General features: G+C 52.7%; 12 protein-coding genes. 7 read left to right on the top strand and 5 right to left on the bottom strand.

Annotation, left to right across the window (positions count from 1 at the left end; genetic code table 11):
* The first annotated feature begins 77 nt into the window (after positions 1-77).
* The 5 genes from ACFPMF_RS25265 (at position 78) to ACFPMF_RS25245 (ending at position 10,203) form a co-directional block, all read left to right on the top strand.
* A complete protein-coding gene (locus ACFPMF_RS25265; protein ID WP_379850400.1) occupies positions 78-3,206 on the top strand; it encodes a SusC/RagA family TonB-linked outer membrane protein in 3,129 nt (1,042 codons plus the stop codon).
* A 55-nt stretch (positions 3,207-3,261) separates the two neighbouring features.
* On the top strand, positions 3,262-4,752 hold the full coding sequence (locus ACFPMF_RS25260; protein ID WP_379850398.1) for a RagB/SusD family nutrient uptake outer membrane protein: 1,491 nt from the start codon (positions 3,262-3,264) through the stop codon (positions 4,750-4,752).
* Positions 4,753-5,044: 292 nt separating this feature from the next.
* A complete protein-coding gene (locus ACFPMF_RS25255) occupies positions 5,045-8,176 on the top strand; it encodes a SusC/RagA family TonB-linked outer membrane protein (RefSeq protein ID WP_379850396.1) in 3,132 nt (1,043 codons plus the stop codon).
* 14 nt (positions 8,177-8,190) lie between these two features.
* Positions 8,191-9,681, top strand: a complete 1,491-nt coding sequence (locus ACFPMF_RS25250) for a SusD/RagB family nutrient-binding outer membrane lipoprotein (RefSeq protein ID WP_379850394.1) — start codon at positions 8,191-8,193, stop codon at positions 9,679-9,681.
* A gap of 27 nt (positions 9,682-9,708) precedes the next feature.
* Positions 9,709-10,203, top strand: a complete 495-nt coding sequence (locus ACFPMF_RS25245) for a hypothetical protein (RefSeq protein WP_379850392.1) — start codon at positions 9,709-9,711, stop codon at positions 10,201-10,203.
* Positions 10,204-10,281: 78 nt separating this feature from the next.
* Here ACFPMF_RS25245 and ACFPMF_RS25240 read toward each other — a convergent pair whose 3' ends face one another.
* The 5 genes from ACFPMF_RS25240 to ACFPMF_RS25220 all read right to left on the bottom strand — a co-directional run bounded on the left by ACFPMF_RS25240 (position 10,282) and on the right by ACFPMF_RS25220 (position 15,320).
* Positions 10,282-11,205 (bottom strand): SMP-30/gluconolactonase/LRE family protein, encoded by a 924-nt coding sequence (locus tag ACFPMF_RS25240; protein ID WP_379850390.1) that lies wholly within the window; start codon positions 11,203-11,205, stop codon positions 10,282-10,284.
* 47 nt (positions 11,206-11,252) lie between these two features.
* Positions 11,253-11,972: an SDR family NAD(P)-dependent oxidoreductase gene (locus ACFPMF_RS25235; RefSeq protein ID WP_379850388.1), complete on the bottom strand. Its 720-nt coding sequence runs from the start codon at positions 11,970-11,972 to the stop codon at positions 11,253-11,255.
* Between the two features lie 165 nt (positions 11,973-12,137).
* Positions 12,138-12,581 (bottom strand): MarR family winged helix-turn-helix transcriptional regulator, encoded by a 444-nt coding sequence (locus ACFPMF_RS25230; protein ID WP_379850386.1) that lies wholly within the window; start codon positions 12,579-12,581, stop codon positions 12,138-12,140.
* A gap of 328 nt (positions 12,582-12,909) precedes the next feature.
* Positions 12,910-13,839 carry a citrulline utilization hydrolase CtlX gene (ctlX, locus tag ACFPMF_RS25225; RefSeq protein WP_379850384.1) on the bottom strand — a complete coding sequence of 310 codons (930 nt, stop codon included), beginning with the start codon at positions 13,837-13,839 and terminating at the stop codon, positions 12,910-12,912.
* A gap of 17 nt (positions 13,840-13,856) precedes the next feature.
* On the bottom strand, positions 13,857-15,320 hold the full coding sequence (locus ACFPMF_RS25220; protein WP_379850382.1) for an arginine deiminase family protein: 1,464 nt from the start codon (positions 15,318-15,320) through the stop codon (positions 13,857-13,859).
* Positions 15,321-15,518: 198 nt separating this feature from the next.
* On the opposite strand from ACFPMF_RS25220, the gene sufC reads away from it, so the two are divergent.
* Both sufC and sufD read left to right on the top strand, forming a co-directional pair.
* A complete protein-coding gene (gene sufC / locus ACFPMF_RS25215) occupies positions 15,519-16,274 on the top strand; it encodes a Fe-S cluster assembly ATPase SufC (RefSeq protein WP_379850380.1) in 756 nt (251 codons plus the stop codon).
* Between the two features lie 103 nt (positions 16,275-16,377).
* Positions 16,378-17,697, top strand: coding sequence for a Fe-S cluster assembly protein SufD (gene sufD, locus ACFPMF_RS25210; RefSeq protein WP_379850378.1), 1,320 nt, complete (start codon positions 16,378-16,380; stop codon positions 17,695-17,697).
* Positions 17,698-17,757 lie beyond the last annotated feature (60 nt).

The following is a 17,757-nucleotide window of genomic DNA, read 5'->3' as shown; positions in this document are numbered from 1 at the left end:
GAAATTTTAATGCACTATTATTATACAATCATTTTTTGAACCATTTTTGCAAATAACCTAAACAAATATACATACTTATGAAGAAATTCTTACCATTTCTATGGGTGTGGTCTGTCCTGTTGTCTTTCTCTGCTTCAGCCCAGGATCGTACCATCACCGGAAAAATCACTTCATCAGACGACGGCTCTCCCCTCCCGGGGGTGAGTATTCAACTCAAAGGTACCAGTCGAGGCACCAACAGCGATGGCGACGGCACCTACCGCCTGACGAATGTTCCAACCAATGCCCGCCTGGTTTTTAGCTTCATCGGTTTTTCTCCGCAGGAAGTCGAAGTCGGCAACCGCTCCACGGTTAACGTCACGTTGCAGGTCGATGCCACCAGCCTCAGCGAGGTGGTGGTGGTGGGGTACGGAACCCAAAGTAAAAAAACCATCACCGGGGCCGTTTCATCGGTGGGTGGTGAAAGCATCGCCAACAAACCGGTACAGAGTTTCGACCAGGCGCTGCAGGGCCGGGCGGCCGGGGTGAACATCATCACCCCGAACGGGGTGTTGAACAACGCACCGGTGATCCGGGTGCGCGGGGTTTCGTCCATCAACGGCAGTTCGTCTCCGCTGATCGTCATCGACGGTTTACCGATCAACTCCAATGACAACGTTTCGGCAGGCGGTTTTACGGTGAACAACCCGCTTGGCGATATCAACCCGTCGGATATCGAGTCGCTGGAAATCCTGAAAGATGCGTCGGCAACCGCCATTTATGGTTCTCGCGCGGCCGCCGGGGTCATTCTGATTACGACCAAAAAAGGGAAAGAAGGTCGGGTTCAGGTAACGTATGACGGCTGGATAGGAGCCACCAAACCGTTCCGGCTGTTTAATATTCTGAACGCCCAGCAATACATGGACTACAAGAACCTGGCCGCCCGGAATGCCGGGTTGCCGGATCAGTTCTTCCCGACGCTCAATGCCGACGGCAGCGTGGTCGATACGGATTGGTATGACGTCATTTACCGCACCGGAACCGCCCACAACCATAACCTGAGCGTCAACGGGGGCACCAAAGACACCAAGTATGCTTTCTCGGTGGGCTACACGAATCAGGAAGGGATGCTGAAAAAGAACTCGTTTAACCGGATGACGGGCCGGATGAACATTTCGCACCAATTAAACAAAGCCATTAAGCTGGGGGCTAACATTACGCTGGCCAACAGCAACAACCAGGCGCCCAATACCGGCACAACCGGGGCCTTCAGTACGGGTGGTCTGGGCCGTCTGCCGCTGGTTCTCGCTCCTAACCTCGCGCCCCTCAATCCGGATGGTTCGTACAACATCAACCGCGCCGGCAACAACATGGGCCTGGGTAAAAACCTGGTCGGTGCCGGTGGGTATTACAACCCGCTGCCGGACCTCGAACTGAGCCGGTTTACGTCGGAAAACAACCACCTGATCGGTAATGTGTTTGCCGATTTCAACCTGTTCAAAGGGCTGTCGTTCCGGACTTCCTACGGGATCGACAACACGACGGTGGAAGACATCGACTTCCGTAACAGCGTCCACGGGGAAGGTGGCACGGCGGGTGGCCAGGCGTTTAACATCTTCACCAACATCAAGCAGTGGAACTGGCAGAATTATTTCACCTACGATTTGCAGCTGGGCAAAAATAATGTCGCGCTGGTCGTCGGGAACGAGGTTCAGAAATACACGATCAACCGCTGGGGGGGTGCGCGGCAGGGCCTGTCCGATCCGTTCTTTACCTCGTATCAGGGGAACTTCACGAGCAACCAGCCGCCAGCCGGTAACTTCCAGAGCCAGAACGGCTTGATTTCCTACTTTGCCCGCTTCGATTACAACTTCGACCAGAAATACCTGCTCACGTTCAATTTCCGCCGGGACGGCTATTCTGCCTACGCGCCGGGTCAGAAATACGGCAATTTCCCCGGTGGCTCCATCGGGTGGCGGATTTCGGAAGAGAATTTCTGGAAAAACTCAATCGGAAAAGTGGTGAATGAATTCAAAATCCGGGCCAGCTTAGGCCGCGTCGGTAACGCCAGCATCAGCGACTTCGGTTCGTTGAGTCTGTTTAACTCCGGTTTGTACAGCACGGTTCCGACGTTCTTCTTCGCACAGGCCGGCAACCCCAGTTTGCGCTGGGAAAGCAGCACCAGCACGGATGTCGGGATTGCCTTCGGGTTGTTCGGCGACCGGATTACGGGCGAGCTGACGTATTACAACAAAAACGTAACCGACCTCGTCCTGCCCGAACCGCAGGCCCCGTCGCGCGGTATTCCGAACAACTTCATCCTGACCAACATCGGTTCAATGGTCAATTCCGGTATTGAACTGGCCCTGACGTCCAGCAACATCACCAAGGGAAAATTCAACTGGACCACCAACTTCAACCTTTCGACCCTGAAAAACGAAGTAACATCGCTGGCCAACAACAATGCCGACATTCTGGCCAATACCGGTGGTCTGGAAAGCTCCAACATTGTCCGGGTCAACGAGTCGATCGGAAGCATCTACGTCATTCGGACGGATGGGGTTAACCCGGCCAACGGGCGTCGGATTTTCATCAATGCTGCCGGCGACCGGGTTCAATACGATCACTCCGCCCCGGCCGCCAGCCGCTGGACGTATGTCGACAAAGACGGCAATGCGCCCGCCATTTCCGGCACCGACCGGGTGGTGGTTGGGGCCGCTCTGCCGAAATGGTACGGCGGTTTGGACAACACCTTCAAGTACGGTAATCTGGAACTGGGTCTATTCCTGCAATTCTCGGGTGGTAACGTGATCTACAACGGTACTAAAGCCGGTCTGCGTGACCAACGCCCCTGGAACAATGATGTGGGCGTTCTGAACCACTGGAAACAGGCGGGGGACGTAACCGATGTGCCACGGCCGGTTTTGAACGACAACATCTCCAACGGTTCGGCCAACCCGATTTCCGACAACGTCGAAAAAGGAGACTTTATCCGGGGTCGCAACATCATGCTGGCGTATACGTTCCGCAACGACCTGCTCCGGAAAGCGAATCTTTCCTCCATCCGGGTATACGGACAGATCCAGAACGCCTTCATTATCACGGGCTATTCGGGTGCTGACCCCGAAATTTCGACCAACCGGAACTCCAACACGGCGCCCGGTGTCGACCGCAACTCGGTTCCGCAGGCACGGACCTTCACGGCCGGCCTGAGCCTCAATTTTTAATCAATCGTTTAACGAACTGATTCGGATCAACTTTAAACGACCAACACGGTTTTCCATGAAAAAACATACCTCAATTCCTTCCATTAATCGACGGACTCTCCTGAAAACCGCCCTGCTTTCGGTTTTTCTGCTGCCGGTCGTGACCTCGTGCAGCGAGGAATCCATTCTGAACCCGACTCCACTGACCAGTCTGGCCGACGTGGAAGCGTTTGCCAATCCCGACCGGGTGCTGGCGCAGGTTAACGGGCTGTATTCCAGCGTCAAAAACGGCCAGTTTCTGGGTGGCCGGTATTTTATTTATGTCGACGTTCGGGGGGAGGAGTTTCTGAATGTGAGCAATAACGGGGTGACGGCCCTCCAGACCTGGAACCACACCAACAACTCCGGTTCGAACGAACCGACCAACCTCTGGAATCAGGCGTACCTGGCCATTAACCGGATGAACCTGTTTCTGGAAGGCATCGACGCCAATCCCAACGTAGTCGATGCGACGCTGGCCAGTCAGTACAAGGGAGAAGCCCGGTTTTTGCGGGGCCTCACCTACCTCTCGCTGATTCAGCTTTACGCCCAGCCGTACACGAAAAACAACGGTACCAGCCCCGGTCTGCCGCTTCGCGTGAAAGGGGAAGTGGGAAGCGGAAACAATGACCTGGCTCGCAGTACCGTAGCGGATGTTTACAAGCAGATTCTGGACGATCTGACATTCGCCGAACAGAACCTGCCCGCTTCGTATGCCAGTGCCGCGCTCAACACGACGCGGGCTCATAAAAATACCGCCATTGCCCTGAAAACCCGGGCTTATCTGGCCATGGGCCGCTACGCGGATGTGGTTACGGAGGCTGCCAAAATTGTGTCTGCTACGGCACCGTATCGGGCCGCTACCGGGGTTGCGCACCAATTGCAGCCCAGTGTCGCTACGGTTTTTTCGAACTATACGACTACGGAATCCATTCTGTCGATGCCGATGAGCAGCAACGACCTGCCGGGTGTACAAAACGGTTTGGCGAGTTATTACATGCCCATTGTCGGCATTGGTGACTACAGCCTGAACCCGAACGCAATTCTGGCCAGCCCGGCCTTTACGGCGACCGATGCCCGCCGGACCAGTTTTGTAAAGAATGATTTTACGGGCGATGCCGGTCGCATTCGGCTCACCAAATTCCCGACGGGGCCGCAACATACCGACTATGCGCCCGTGATCCGGTATGCCGAAGTGTTGCTCAACCTGGCCGAAGCCAAAGCACGGCTGGCAGCGGGCGTCGACGCGGATGCACTGGCTTTGCTAAACGCCGTACGGGGCCGGTCGGCACCGACGGCGGTTTACACGACGTTTGCCGATAAAACCGCCCTGGTCGATGCCATCCTGCTGGAACGCCGGATCGAACTGCTCGGCGAGGGATTCCGGTCGAATGATTTGCTGCGACTGAACCTGCCGCTACCGGCCAAAGCCAACATTCAGGCCGTAACGGTAGACGCATCGGTTTATATCTGGCCGATTCCACAGGGGGAATTGAACGTCAATAAACTGGCGGAGCCTAATCCGTAATTTTCCGTAAACTGGCCCGGTTATTGGGCAGGTTGTTAGCAAGAAGCCTTCCGGCAGTAAGGAAGATCCCCTAAAAAAGGGTCAGACTTACAGCCGGAAGGCTTCTTAATTATAGCCCGGAAAGATTCTAATCAATATACTATCAAATAACTAATAATCAAGTATTTAACAGGAAGACATCTTTCGTATGTCTAAAAAAAAGTAATCAAACTACCTACTTTGGTTTATTTATTGCGGATATAAAAGTATTTTTGCATCCATTTTTTTACGTTCATCCAAACATAACCTATCTATGAGAAAATGTCTAGCCGTTTTTTGGCTACTGTGCGTGCTTTTTGCACTGCCCGCACTAGCTCAGGATCGGACAGTGACCGGTAAAGTCACCTCGTCCGACGACGGCTCCTCCCTCCCGGGTGTGAGCATTCAACTGAAAGGTACCAGCCGCGGTACCACCACCGATTCAGACGGAAATTACAGTCTGACCAACGTTCCCGCCAACGCCCGCCTGGTTTTTAGTTTCATCGGAACCACAACGCAGGAAATCGAAGTAGGCAATCAAACCACCATCAACGTTCAGCTTAAATCGGATGCCAGCCAACTCTCGGAAGTTGTGGTAACCGCCCAGGGTATCGAACGCGACCGTCGTTCGCTTGGGTATTCAACCCAGGATGTTCGCGGGGATGTACTGGCGCAACGGTCGGAACCCAACGTACTGAATGCCCTCCAGGGGAAACTGGCCGGGGTGAACATTACGCCTTCCAGCGGGGCGCCGGGTGCTTCCACCAACATCAACATCCGGGGGATTACGTCGTTCAACGGCAGCAACCAGCCGCTGATTGTGGTCGATGGCGTTATTTTCAACAATGACGTAAACCGCAACTCATCGACGGACAACTCGCTTTTCAGCGCCCAGGCCTCCAACCGTCTGGCCGACATCAACCCGGAAAGCATCGAGTCCATCAACGTCCTGAAAGGCCCCGCAGCCTCGGTTTTATACGGCTCGCGGGCATCGGCCGGCGCCATTGTCATCACGACAAAAACCGGCCGGAACATGAAGGGAAAAACGGAAGTAACGGTTAACTCTTCCTTCAACGTTCAAAACGTATACGGTCTTCCTGCCCTGCAAAACGACTACGGACAGGGTACGCAGAACAACTTCGTCAACACTTCCGGTAACTCCTGGGGGCCTAAATTCGGTGGTAGCCTGACCGAAGTGACGACGCTTCAGGGCACCAAAGTTCCGTATCAGGCCTACCCGAATAACATCACAGATTTTTACAATCAGGGTAGTGTTTGGCAGAACTCGTTCAACATCGCTTCGGGCGACGAACGCCGGAACTACATCCTGGCCGTAGGCAATACGCTGCAGAAAGGGATTGTCCCAAACACCAAATTCGACCGGACCAACATTCAGGTGGGCGGTGAGTCCAAGCTCCAGAACGGCCTGAAACTGAGCAGCACCGTAACGTACGTAAAAACCGCCCAGAACGGGATTCCGGTCGGAAACGGCGGTAGTGCCTTTGGGCAGCTTACCCGGATTCCCCGGAGCTACGACCTGATCGGTTCGCCGTATCAGGATGCCCAGGGCAAGAGTATTTATTACTCCACCACGCAGAATCACCCGCTCTGGAGCGCCTATAACGAAACGATGAAAAGCCAGGTGGACCGGATTTTCGGTAACTTCCAGGTTGGTTATGACATCACCAAATGGTTGAATGTATCGTACCGGGTAACGGCCGATACCTACACGGATCGTCGGAAAATGAGCTTCGCCATCGGATCAGCCCGCGGACCAGCCGGCCAGATTGTTGAAGATATGTTCTTCCGCTCCGAATTGAACGGCGACCTGTTGATCAATGCGCACAAAGATGATTTGTTCCTGGAAGGTCTGACGGCCAATGTGTTGCTGGGCAATAACATCAACCAGCGCCGGGATCAGAACACCACGTTGTCGGCGCAGCAGTTGACCATTCCGGGTTTCTACAACGTCAGCAACGGCTCGGTTTTCACCGCCAGCCAGGAGAACAACACCCTGCGCCGACTGGTCGGTTACTACGGTCAGGTATCGCTGGGCTACCAGAACTACCTGTTCCTGGAATTATCGGGCCGGGTTGACCAGTCATCGACGCTGCCCAAGTCGAGCAATACGTACTTCTATCCGGCGGCCTCGGTTAGCTTTGTTCCGACCGATGCCTTCAAGCTCAACTCGGATGTGTTGTCGTACGCGAAAGTGCGCGCCAGCATTGCCCGGGTGGGGCGGGATGCCGACCCTTACCTGCTGAATTCGGTTTTTGTAGGCTCCAGCTACGGGAACAATGCCGCCAGCATAACCTTCCCGATTTCGGTGGGTGGTGCCAGTTTGCCGGGTTTCGGTCCCAGCACCCGAATTGGTAACAACGCGTTGACGCCCGAGTTTGTCCGTTCGTACGAGTTCGGGCTGAACCTGGGTCTGTTCCGCAACCGGGCCAGCATCGACCTGGCCTACTTCGACACGCGCAGTACCAACCAGATTTTCAACGTTTCGGTCTCTAACTCAACTGGTTACGACACCCGCACGACCAACGTAGGGGCCTTGCGCAACAAAGGGATCGAACTGGTGCTGAACACCACGCCGGTCCGTTTGCAAAACGGTTTCAAATGGGATCTGGTCCTGAATTTCACCCGCATTCGGAACAAGGTGGAAGAAATCGCTCCGGGCGTCACACAATCACCGATTACCGGGAACGCCTTCTCCGGTATTAACCCATCGATCGTGGTGGGCCATCCTTACGGCGTGATTGTCGGAACCGCCAATGCCCGCAGCCCACAGGGCGACTACCTGATCAACCCCAATACGGGTGCGTTCGTACCGGGTATTGCCGGACAGGTAATCTCCAACCCGAATCCGAACTGGACAGCTGGTCTGAGCAATACGTTCAGTTACAAAGGCTTGGCGTTGTCGGTCTTGTTTGACACCCGGCAGGGTGGTCAGTTGTACTCGTTTGGTGCGGTTGACTTGCGGGGTCAGGGCCACTTAGCTGTCACCGGTATCGACCGTGAACAACCGCGTATTTTACCGGGTGTCATTGAAGTTACCAACGCCGACGGTTCGAAATCATACACGCCAAACAACATCCAGGTGAGCGCGCAGAACTACTGGGCCAACCTCGGTGGTCTGGCATCGGAATCGGCCGTTTTCGACGCGACGGTTTACCGCCTGCGCGAAGTAGCGCTGAACTACAGCCTCCCGGCCAGCCTGATTGGCAAAACGCCATTTGGCGCGGTTTCGGTCGGTGTTAGTGGCCGTAACCTGTGGTTCTACGCACCGAATTACTTCGGTGATCCCGAAACCAACACGCAAGGTGCCGGTAACATTCAGGGACTTGATTTGAACGGTGTTCCCAACACGCGGAATTACGGTGTCAACCTGCGGTTTACGTTTTAATCACCTTCATCATTATGCTGACAATGAAGATCTTCAATTATAAAAAATTTCTGTTGGTGCCCCTGCTGCTTTCCATGGGTGCCTGTAGCAACTACCTCGACGTCAACGTGACGCCGAACAACCCGACGGAAGTAACACCCGCCGTTTTGCTGCCGTCGGCCCTGGCCGGTACCGCTTTTGCCAACAATGGCGAACTAAACCGGTTTGCCTCGGTTGTGGTGAATTACCTGTCTGGTGCGGGTGGAAGCCCCGCTACCTGGGACCGGTTTAACACCAATGGCGCTGATTTTGGGAACCAGTGGCGTTTCGATATCTACGGCGGTGCGCTGGTTGGGTATCAGAAACTCATTGAATCGGCCGACCAGCGGAATGCGAAAATCTATACCGGTATTGCTAAAATCATGAAGGCGTATACCTTCAGCATGGCAACGGATATTTGGGGTGACATTCCGTATTCACAGGCCCTGCAAGGCGAAGCATTTGTTCAGCCTCGTCTGGACAAACAGGAGGATATCTACAAAGGCAATCAATCATTAGGGATTCAGAGCCTGTTCGATCTGGTCCGCGAAGGGATTACGGATCTGGATGCCACCACCACTCCCAAACCAGGTGCCGAAGATATCGTCTATGCCGGGAACGTCGAGAACTGGAAACGTGCCGGTTATACGCTCATGCTGAAAATGGCCAATACAATCAGCGACAAAGAACCGGCGCTGGCCAAAACCATCATTACGGAAGTACTGACGAAAAACCTGTACATCACCAGCAACGCGCAGGACCTGAACGTAAAATTCGGTAGCAGCGTCGGAAGTACGAGCGCCATCTGGAACCTGGCGGTTTTCGGATCATTCAGCAACGAGTTGATTCTCAGTACCCGTTTCCTGAATATTCTCCGGCCAAATGCCGCAGACCCGTCTAAAACCGACCCGCGTCTGCCGGTTTTCTTTACCAAACCGTCGACCGATTACGTAAGCATTGATAACGGTTATAACGGTGTACTGCCCACGCCTACTACTACCTGGTCGCGGTATGCGCCGTACGTAACGGGTACCCAGGGTGAAGGCCCGGTCCGGTTGTTAACCAACTTCCAGCGCGCATTCATTCTGGCCGAATCGGCCCTGACACTCGGCACCCCGGGCGATCCGCAGGCCCTGTATACCGAGGGCATTACGGCTTCGATGAAACTGGCCGGTATTTCGGATGAGAACATTGCGGCCTATCTAAAAGCCAACCCTAACGTGGCAACGCTGACGGGAACGAACGAGCAAAAGCTCGAGCAGATCATTACCCAGAAATGGATTGCCTGGACGGGTAACGGACTGGAGTCGTGGAACGACTGGCGCAGAACCGGTTATCCCAAACTGACACCCTCGCAGAACGCCGTTGGTATCGACGGAACGCGTCCGGTACGGGCGGCCTACATCACGCAGGAAATCGAGCGGAATCCGAACTTCCCGAATCCGGGTCCGCAATCCAATGTGAAACTGTGGTGGGATGTTGATTAATCGGTCATTCGTTAACTGAATACTATCATGAAAAAAATAGCGTTTCAATTTCTTTTGCTTACAGTAATCGCGCTGGCCGGAACGTCCTGCAAAGATGATTACGTCTACAGCGACCTGGTCCAGGATAATCGTCCGGACGTGCCCGTAACCTATCCGGGTGCCACTACGTACGGTTTTGATCCGTATTACGAAGTTTCTACGGCTGCGGGTGGTAACATCAAAATCACCCTGTCGATTCCGGAGTCTTCGGGTCGGACGATCAAAGAGATCACCCGGGTTGCGGCCGGCGCTACCAGCATCAACGTCGCCACGCTGAATACGGCTTCGCAGAATTATCTTGCGGCTCCCATCGCCGGCAATGGTACCAAGGCGGAGTTTACCACTACGCTCAAGGATTTTTCGGCCAAACGGCCAGCCGTTTCCGTTGCCCCATCGGCCGAAATCGCCTTCATGTTCCTGGTCACGCTGGATAATGGCTCACAAATTGTGGCCCAGCCGGTTCGGATCCGAATTCGGGCCTAATTTACCGCCCATTACTTACCAAAAAACCGTTCCAGAACTGGAACGGTTTTTTTTATGCTTCGTTGGAAATGCAACGTTCTATTCCACTCCTTTTACCTGCATTTCAACGGTATAAACCGATTCCGATGCCGTGATGAAAAGCGTTTTACGATCTTTTCCGCCAAAACAGATATTCCCGACCCAGCGCGACGGCACCGGAATAACCTGAAGCTTTTCGCCCGCGGGGCTGTATACCGTTACCCCCCGACCGCTGAGGTAAACGTTCCCCTGGTTATCGAGCGTCATACCATCGGAGCCCTGCGAAACAAACAACTGGCGATTTGTTAACGAACCATCGGCGTTGATCTGGTATTTGTACGTTTTGTTGGCGCGAATATCGGCGACGTACAGGTGCTTCCCGTCCGGGGTTCCGACAATTCCGTTGGGTTGCATCAGATTATCATCGACTATCACGGGGGCTTTTTTCCCTTTGGGCAGGTAATAAACCTTCTGGCCCTCAATCTCCGGCTTTTTGCGATCCCAGTAATCGCGCTGGTAATACGGGTCGGTGAAATAGATTCCTCCTCTCGGATCAATCCACAGATCGTTCGGACCGTTGAGCCGTTTGCCTTCGTAATCCGTCAGCAAAACTGTTATCTTTCCCTTCGGACTAATCGCCCACAGTTCATTCTTTTCGTCGGCACAGGCAATCAAATTGCCTTTCTTATCAAAATAAAGCCCGTTCGACCGCCCGGTTTTATCCATGTAAAGGGATAAGGTCCCGTCGGCGTCGTACTGCCAGATTTTATCGTTCGGCTGATCGGTGAAGTAAATATCCCCTTTCTTGTTAACGGCCGGTCCTTCGGTAAATTTGAACTGGCTGGAAATCTGTTTCGGACTGGCCCCCGCTGCGGTTACTTTAACGGAATCGGCCCCGCCCGCAGTGAACCCACGGCCAACGCTGTTGAGCGCGCATACCGACAGCACCGTGAAAAGGAAAGCGGCTTTTCGACGAAAAGTCATAGGAATGGTTTTAAGAGTCAGGAATACGCAAATATAGCAGATTCCGCTTACCAGGGCACTTCCCGCTTGTCTTTCCAGAACTTGCCGGTTTCGTGCAGTGGCGCTTCCGTCGCCAGCCAGACGGCGGTTTCGGCCCCTTTCTCCAGCGATCGGTTGGCCCCGGAACCGCCCATACTGGTTTGTACCCAGCCCGGATTTACACAACTTACGGCAATGTTTTTTCCCACCAGTGCGGCCGCAAATTGCTTCGTCATTGCGTGTAGGGCGGTTTTTGAGAGACTATAGGCCGGGTACCCATCGCGCATGTGCGACAGCGCCCCCAGATCGCTCGTCATGTTGATGATCCGGCCGCCCCGTTTACTTTTTTCCAGATAAGGCAAAAAGTCCTGAATGACCATAATCGGCCCAATGAGATTGGTTTTGAGCGTACGCTCCAACGACTCGATGTTGAGTTTACGAATATCGACATGCCGGTCTGCTTCTTCCAGAATGGCGGCATTATTCACCAGTACGTCAAGATGATCAGCTTTTTGGGAGAAAGCCCCATAAGCATTTTTGATGCTTACCGGATCGGTAACATCCATATGGAGGAAGATGGCTTCGTAGCCTTTATCGCAGAATTCACGAACGGCGTCCCGGCCTTTCTCCGCATCGCGGGCGGCCATAAAAACCGCATAGCCTTCTTTGCACAACTGGTGTGCAATTTCCTTTCCAAGTCCCCGGTTGGCACCGGTTATTAAAGCAACTTTTTCGTGCCTCGTATTCATAACTTCAATGGTTGAATTGTAATCCTCGACCGGGTACTGTTTTCCAGTTTCCTTCAATTCTACCATTCAACCATTGAAATTGTTTTCAAATAGCCTGTTCCGCTCGTTGGACCTCTGATCTAACCGTGCGCAACCAAGATCATACTTTCCTTATGAGTGTGCTTTTTAAGAATCTTTACCCAGCGCCTTTACGGCACCGTAAATCATATCTGTCATTTTGCGCGAACTTTCATCGCCCAGAATTTCGGCGTACCGGCGCATCAAATTGTCCCAGGCTTTTTTAATGTCTGGCAACATCGCAATCCCTTTTTCCGTAGCGTAAACCAGGGTGTGCTTGCCTTCAATTTTGCGTTCCACCAGTTTTTTCAGCTCCAGCTTCTCAATAAGACGGGTAATTGTCGATGGCGTTAAATGTAATTCGCCACTTAATTCCTTGGGTTGAATTCCGGGGTTTTCGATTGCTTCCTTCAACACAAACGCATGCGAAGCTGTCAGTCCTAACCGGCCAAATTCATCATCGGAAATATTCGTCATTACTCTCGCTAACGCATTTGCCGTAAAATTCAGGCAACTGCTGTACTTGGATACCCGTTGTTTCTCTGCGATCATGATTGCTAGGGTTTTTAAACGTTTCTAATAAATTTTGTTACTGATTTGTAAATATAACGAACTTAACAAAGATTAGTTTGTCAAAGCAAGTATTTTTTGGTTAGACCCCGACCTTTGTTAAGAATATGTTACCACAAATGACTAGAGTTTTCGCAGAATTCAAAAAGCCCTTCTCCTTGTTGCTACAATTTAGTTATTAAACGGTATTTTAGAGCCAAGAAAAAATGAGATAATTTCAATTTTGGAGGTTACCCGTAAAGACGGTTTTCGTAAGCGTAAAGCCCTTTTTAGCCGTTTTTTACCACGATAAATTAACTCATGGAGGACCTCATTTAGAAGGTAAATGCACCTCCGCCATCATGCACCGGGCCGAACCGCCCCCATTGCTTTCGATCATAGCCAGATCAAAATGGAACAGTGTCGCAAAATCGTCCAATTCGTCGCGCTGCCGGACTGTCAGGGAATTAAAGGCCGTGGTCGACATTACGAGCAGTTTCTGGCCTTTCCGCGTCGTCACCAGCAGCATGTTTCCGGCAAACTTCGCCATCTGCTCGAGCGAAATATCGATCACGTGTTTTCCGCTGTTGACCAGTGACTGCCGGATCATCAACCGTTCGTCCGGATCGATAATGGCGGCCAGGCAAACCACGGCAAACACATCTCCGATGCACATCACCACATTGGTATGATACACCGGAACCCCGGCGGCATCGACGGCCGAAAACGTGATAACGCGATACCCGGTCCGCCGGCTGAACTCGGCCAGAACGCCCGTGTCGGTTCGGGGGGAAAGACAGGCGTACGCAATTCGTTTCATTCGATCGAGCACCAGGCTGCCGGTTCCTTCGAGGTATTTCCCCTCCTGCTCAAAATGCGTCAGATCGACAATTTTAGTTACGTGGTAGGTTTTGGCCAGATCGTCGATGATGTCGAGCCGCCGTTCGAGTCGCCGGTTGGGGGCCAGCATGGGATAGAGCACCACCGTTCCGCTATAATGAAACGAAACCCAGTTGTTGGGAAAAATGGAATCCGGGGTATACGGTTCAGGCGAATCTTCATAAATAATGACGTTAACCCCGGCGGCACTCAACTGGTGCGTCATCTCGTCGAATTCACGGAGGGCGCTTTCCTGAATTTCTTCCCGGTTTTGGGCCGCCAGTGCCGCATTCTGGAACGTGTTCGTTTCGGCAGTCTGATCATTGAAGCCAAATCGAACGGGCCGGATCATGAGGATGGTTGAGGTGGTCTGCGATTGCATCGGGATAGGAATTAGGGTTATAACTCGGCACGTAATAAAGGCAAACTCATGCAATGGGAACCGCCCCGCGCCCGCGACAACTCAGCCGACGGCAACAGGATGAAGGTATCTTCCAGCGTTTCGGGATCGGCTTCTCCCCGCTCGAACCGCTCGAGAAGGTCAGCCGCCCGAACGGTTTCAAAACCGGCTTCCCGGAAAGCTTCCAGGGTTTTGTCGTTGCGGTCGTACCCGATTACCACGCCATCTTTCAGCGCCAGCAGGTTACACGAGTCCGTCCATTGCTCGCGGGCCCCGAACGGAAATTCATTGTTCCCGGAATAGATAAACCGCACCGGTTCCTGGCAACCCAGGTCGTCGCGGCTAATGGAAATCAACAGGTCTTCGAGGTTTTCGAAGGCAACCGGTTTGTGTTCGGCTCCTTTCGTAAACTGCATGATCCGCATGTCCTCGGAACCATCTTTCGGGGCCAGAAAATGCAGCAGATCCCGCTTTTTGGCTTCATCACCCGTCCGGCCCAACGAGCCCAGCAACACCCAGACATTGCGTTTTACCTGCGTAAAAATAGTATCGATATGCATGTAATCCCGTTTTTTGGGGATCTGAACGATGGTCACTTTTTCGACCACCTTCTTTTCAAACAGCATCCGAATCACCTGTTGGGCGGCATAGAGCGTCGTGCGTTCACTGCAACCAATCACCAGGTGGTTATCGGAGACGATCATCACGTCGCCCCCTTCCAGCGTCGAACGGGTATAATCGTGACTGGCATCATTGTCGGGCAGCAGAAAATGATGCTCATTATCCGGAATTTCGATGATTTTGTCCCGGTAGGCGCTGAATAACGGGTGATAAAAGAAAATATACTGCGCCAGAAAAGCCTCGCGGGTCCGGGCCAGTTTGGCCGGTTTATTGAGCAGAATGTGGCTATTGATGACAATGCCAATATCCCGCGTAAAGATAAAATTCGGCAGGGGCGCGAACAGCATCCGGCGATTCGGCAACGAACCCGAAATCAGAATCTTGGACAGCTCGACCGGGTCATAGGTATACAACTGGCTCTGAATGTGGAAACTACACCGTTCAACGGCGCAAATTCCGGAGATCAGCCGGGTGCGGATGACCTCGTCCTCCAGAATCTCGGCCAGCAACCGCTGAATGTCGATCACGGCGTCGGAACGGAAATACGCCGGGTGATCCGGTTTGAAAAAATTCCGCTCCGAATCCGCATCAATTTCCGCCAGTTTGCCCCGGATTTTGTCGGGATCGAGAAAGTACAGCAGGATTTTTACATAATAGTCATATTCATCCTTCCGCATGGTTTCCAGATGAACAATATCCTCGAATAGCCAGTCCTGCGCCTTGGACGGGATCACCTTCCCCAGCCCGCGATCGGGGCTGTGAATCAGCAAACGCCGGAGCGCACCGACCTCTGATGTGACCCTGATTTCCTGAGTTTGGACCCGATGATTGCCATTTCGCATATACAAAAAAGGGAATACTTCTTCAGCCTGCAAGGTAAGGCTTTGGGTACTGAAAAAAAAAGCAGCCGGTCGCTGGCAAACGAAATGCAGTGAGCGTCAACTTTTAACAGCGCGAAATTGTTATCAGATCGTGTAGCTTACACATCATCTCATTACCTTTGCGGTTTCATTAAAGAAAGTAGTAATCATCCTTCCGTTATGCTAACTATTAGCAACTTACAAGCATCCATTGGCAATAAAGAAATATTGAAAGGCATTGATCTGGACGTCAAACCCGGTGAAGTTCACGCGATTATGGGTCCGAACGGTTCCGGCAAAAGTACGCTGGCAGCGGTTCTGGCCGGGCGGGAAGACTATACCGTAACCGACGGCAGTGTGCTGTTTAACGGAAAAGATCTCCTGGAAATGGGGCCGGAAGACCGGGCCGCCGAAGGAATCTTTCTGGCTTTTCAGTACCCGGTCGAAATTCCGGGCGTCAGCACGACCAACTTCCTGAAAACCGCGATGAATGAAATCCGGAAATACCGGGGTCAGGAACCGCTGGATGCCGTTCAGTTTCTGAAACTGATGAAGGAAAAAATGAAGCTGGTCAATATCGACCAGTCGTTGCTCAGCCGATCGCTGAACGAAGGTTTCTCGGGTGGGGAGAAAAAACGGAACGAGATTTTCCAGATGGCCATGCTCGAGCCGAAGCTTGCCATTCTGGACGAAACCGATTCCGGCCTGGATATCGACGCCTTGCGGATCGTGGCCGAAGGGGTCAACCAACTGCGTTCACCGGAACGGGCTACCATTGTCGTCACCCACTACCAACGCCTGCTCGACTATATCGTTCCTGACTACGTGCACGTGCTCTACAAAGGCCGTATCGTTAAATCCGGCCCGAAAGAACTGGCGCTGGAACTGGAAGAAAAAGGCTACGACTGGATCAAAGCCGAAGTAGAAACGGTTTAATTTTTTAGTTATGAGTTACGAGTTATGAATTATGAGCTGGCCCAGGCTTACGGGTCTACTTTTAACTCATAACTCTTCACTCTTAACTCCTAACTGACTCAGAATGAATAATCAGCCCAATAACGATCTTAAGTCCAAGCTGCTGGCGGATTTTCAGGCCTCGGAAGAGCGCATGAACGGTGCCAGCAAATCGGCTTTACACCAAATCCGGCGGGAAGCACTCAACCAGTTCGATCGGCTGGGTTTTCCGACGGTCAAGCACGAAGAGTGGAAGTATACGAACGTCAATCCTTTGATCAAGGAGGTTTTCGAGTTTAATGCGGTTTCTGAGGTAACGGCGGAGGATCTGGCGCAGCTGGAATCGTCGCGGCTGGAAGGGAACGTGCTGTATTTTGTCAACGGGCATTATCAGCCACACTTATCCAAAATTGTCAGCCCCACCGACCAGCTATCCATCACTCCGCTGGCCGAAGCCATTAAAACCGCCCCGGATGTACTGACGAAATACTTCGCTCAATACGCTGATTATCAGTCGAACGCCTTTACGGCCTTGAATACCGCGTTTGCCAACGAAGGCGTTGTAATCCAGGTTCCGGCGCATACCACCGTCGAAGCCCCGACCATTCTGCGGTTTATTTCCGACGCCCGGCAGGTTAATGTGGCCTCCCAGCCGCGTAATCTGTTCATCGTCCATAAAAACGCCGAAGTCAAAATAGCCGAGTCGTTCCGAACGCTGGGCGATCAGGCCAGTTTTACGAACGTGGTCACGGAAATTGTGCTGGATACCGAGGCCCGGATGGAATACTACAAGGTCCAGAACGAATCGGATATGGCCTATCACATCGGCACCACACAGGTCGATCAGAAAGATAACAGCTATTTTTACTCCGCCACGGTGACGCTCGATGGCGGTTTTATCCGCAACAACCTCAACATTGCGCTCGACGGCTCGAACTGCGAAGCGCACATGTACGGTTTGTATTTCCCGAACGGCCGGCAGCATATCGACAACCATACACTGGTCGATCACCGCAAACCGAACTCCCACAGCAACGAACTGTATAAGGGCATTCTGGAAGACCGCTCGACCGGGGTTTTCAACGGCAAGATTTTCGTGCAGGAAGATGCGCAGAAAACCAACGCCTACCAATCGTGCAAAAATGTGGTGCTCTCGAACGAAGCATCGATGAATACCAAACCGCAGCTGGAAATCTTCGCCGACGACGTCAAGTGTTCGCACGGGACGACTACCGGAAAACTGAACGAGGAAGCCCTGTTTTACCTGCGTTCACGCGGGATTCCGAAAGAAGAAGCCCAGTCGCTGCTGATGTATGCCTTTGCCGAAGACGTGATCCAGAAGATCAAAATCGATCCTCTGCGCGAACAGATCGAACGCCGGATTCAGGCCAAACTCGCACGATAATTAACGAAGTAAGAGTTATGAGTTAACAGTTAAGAGTTGGCTGACGCATTCCATTTGGCG

This window comes from Larkinella bovis (assembly GCF_042655385.1).
Lineage (GTDB): Bacteria > Bacteroidota > Bacteroidia > Cytophagales > Spirosomataceae > Larkinella > Larkinella bovis.
This window is presented reverse-complemented; position numbering and strand designations above follow the sequence as displayed.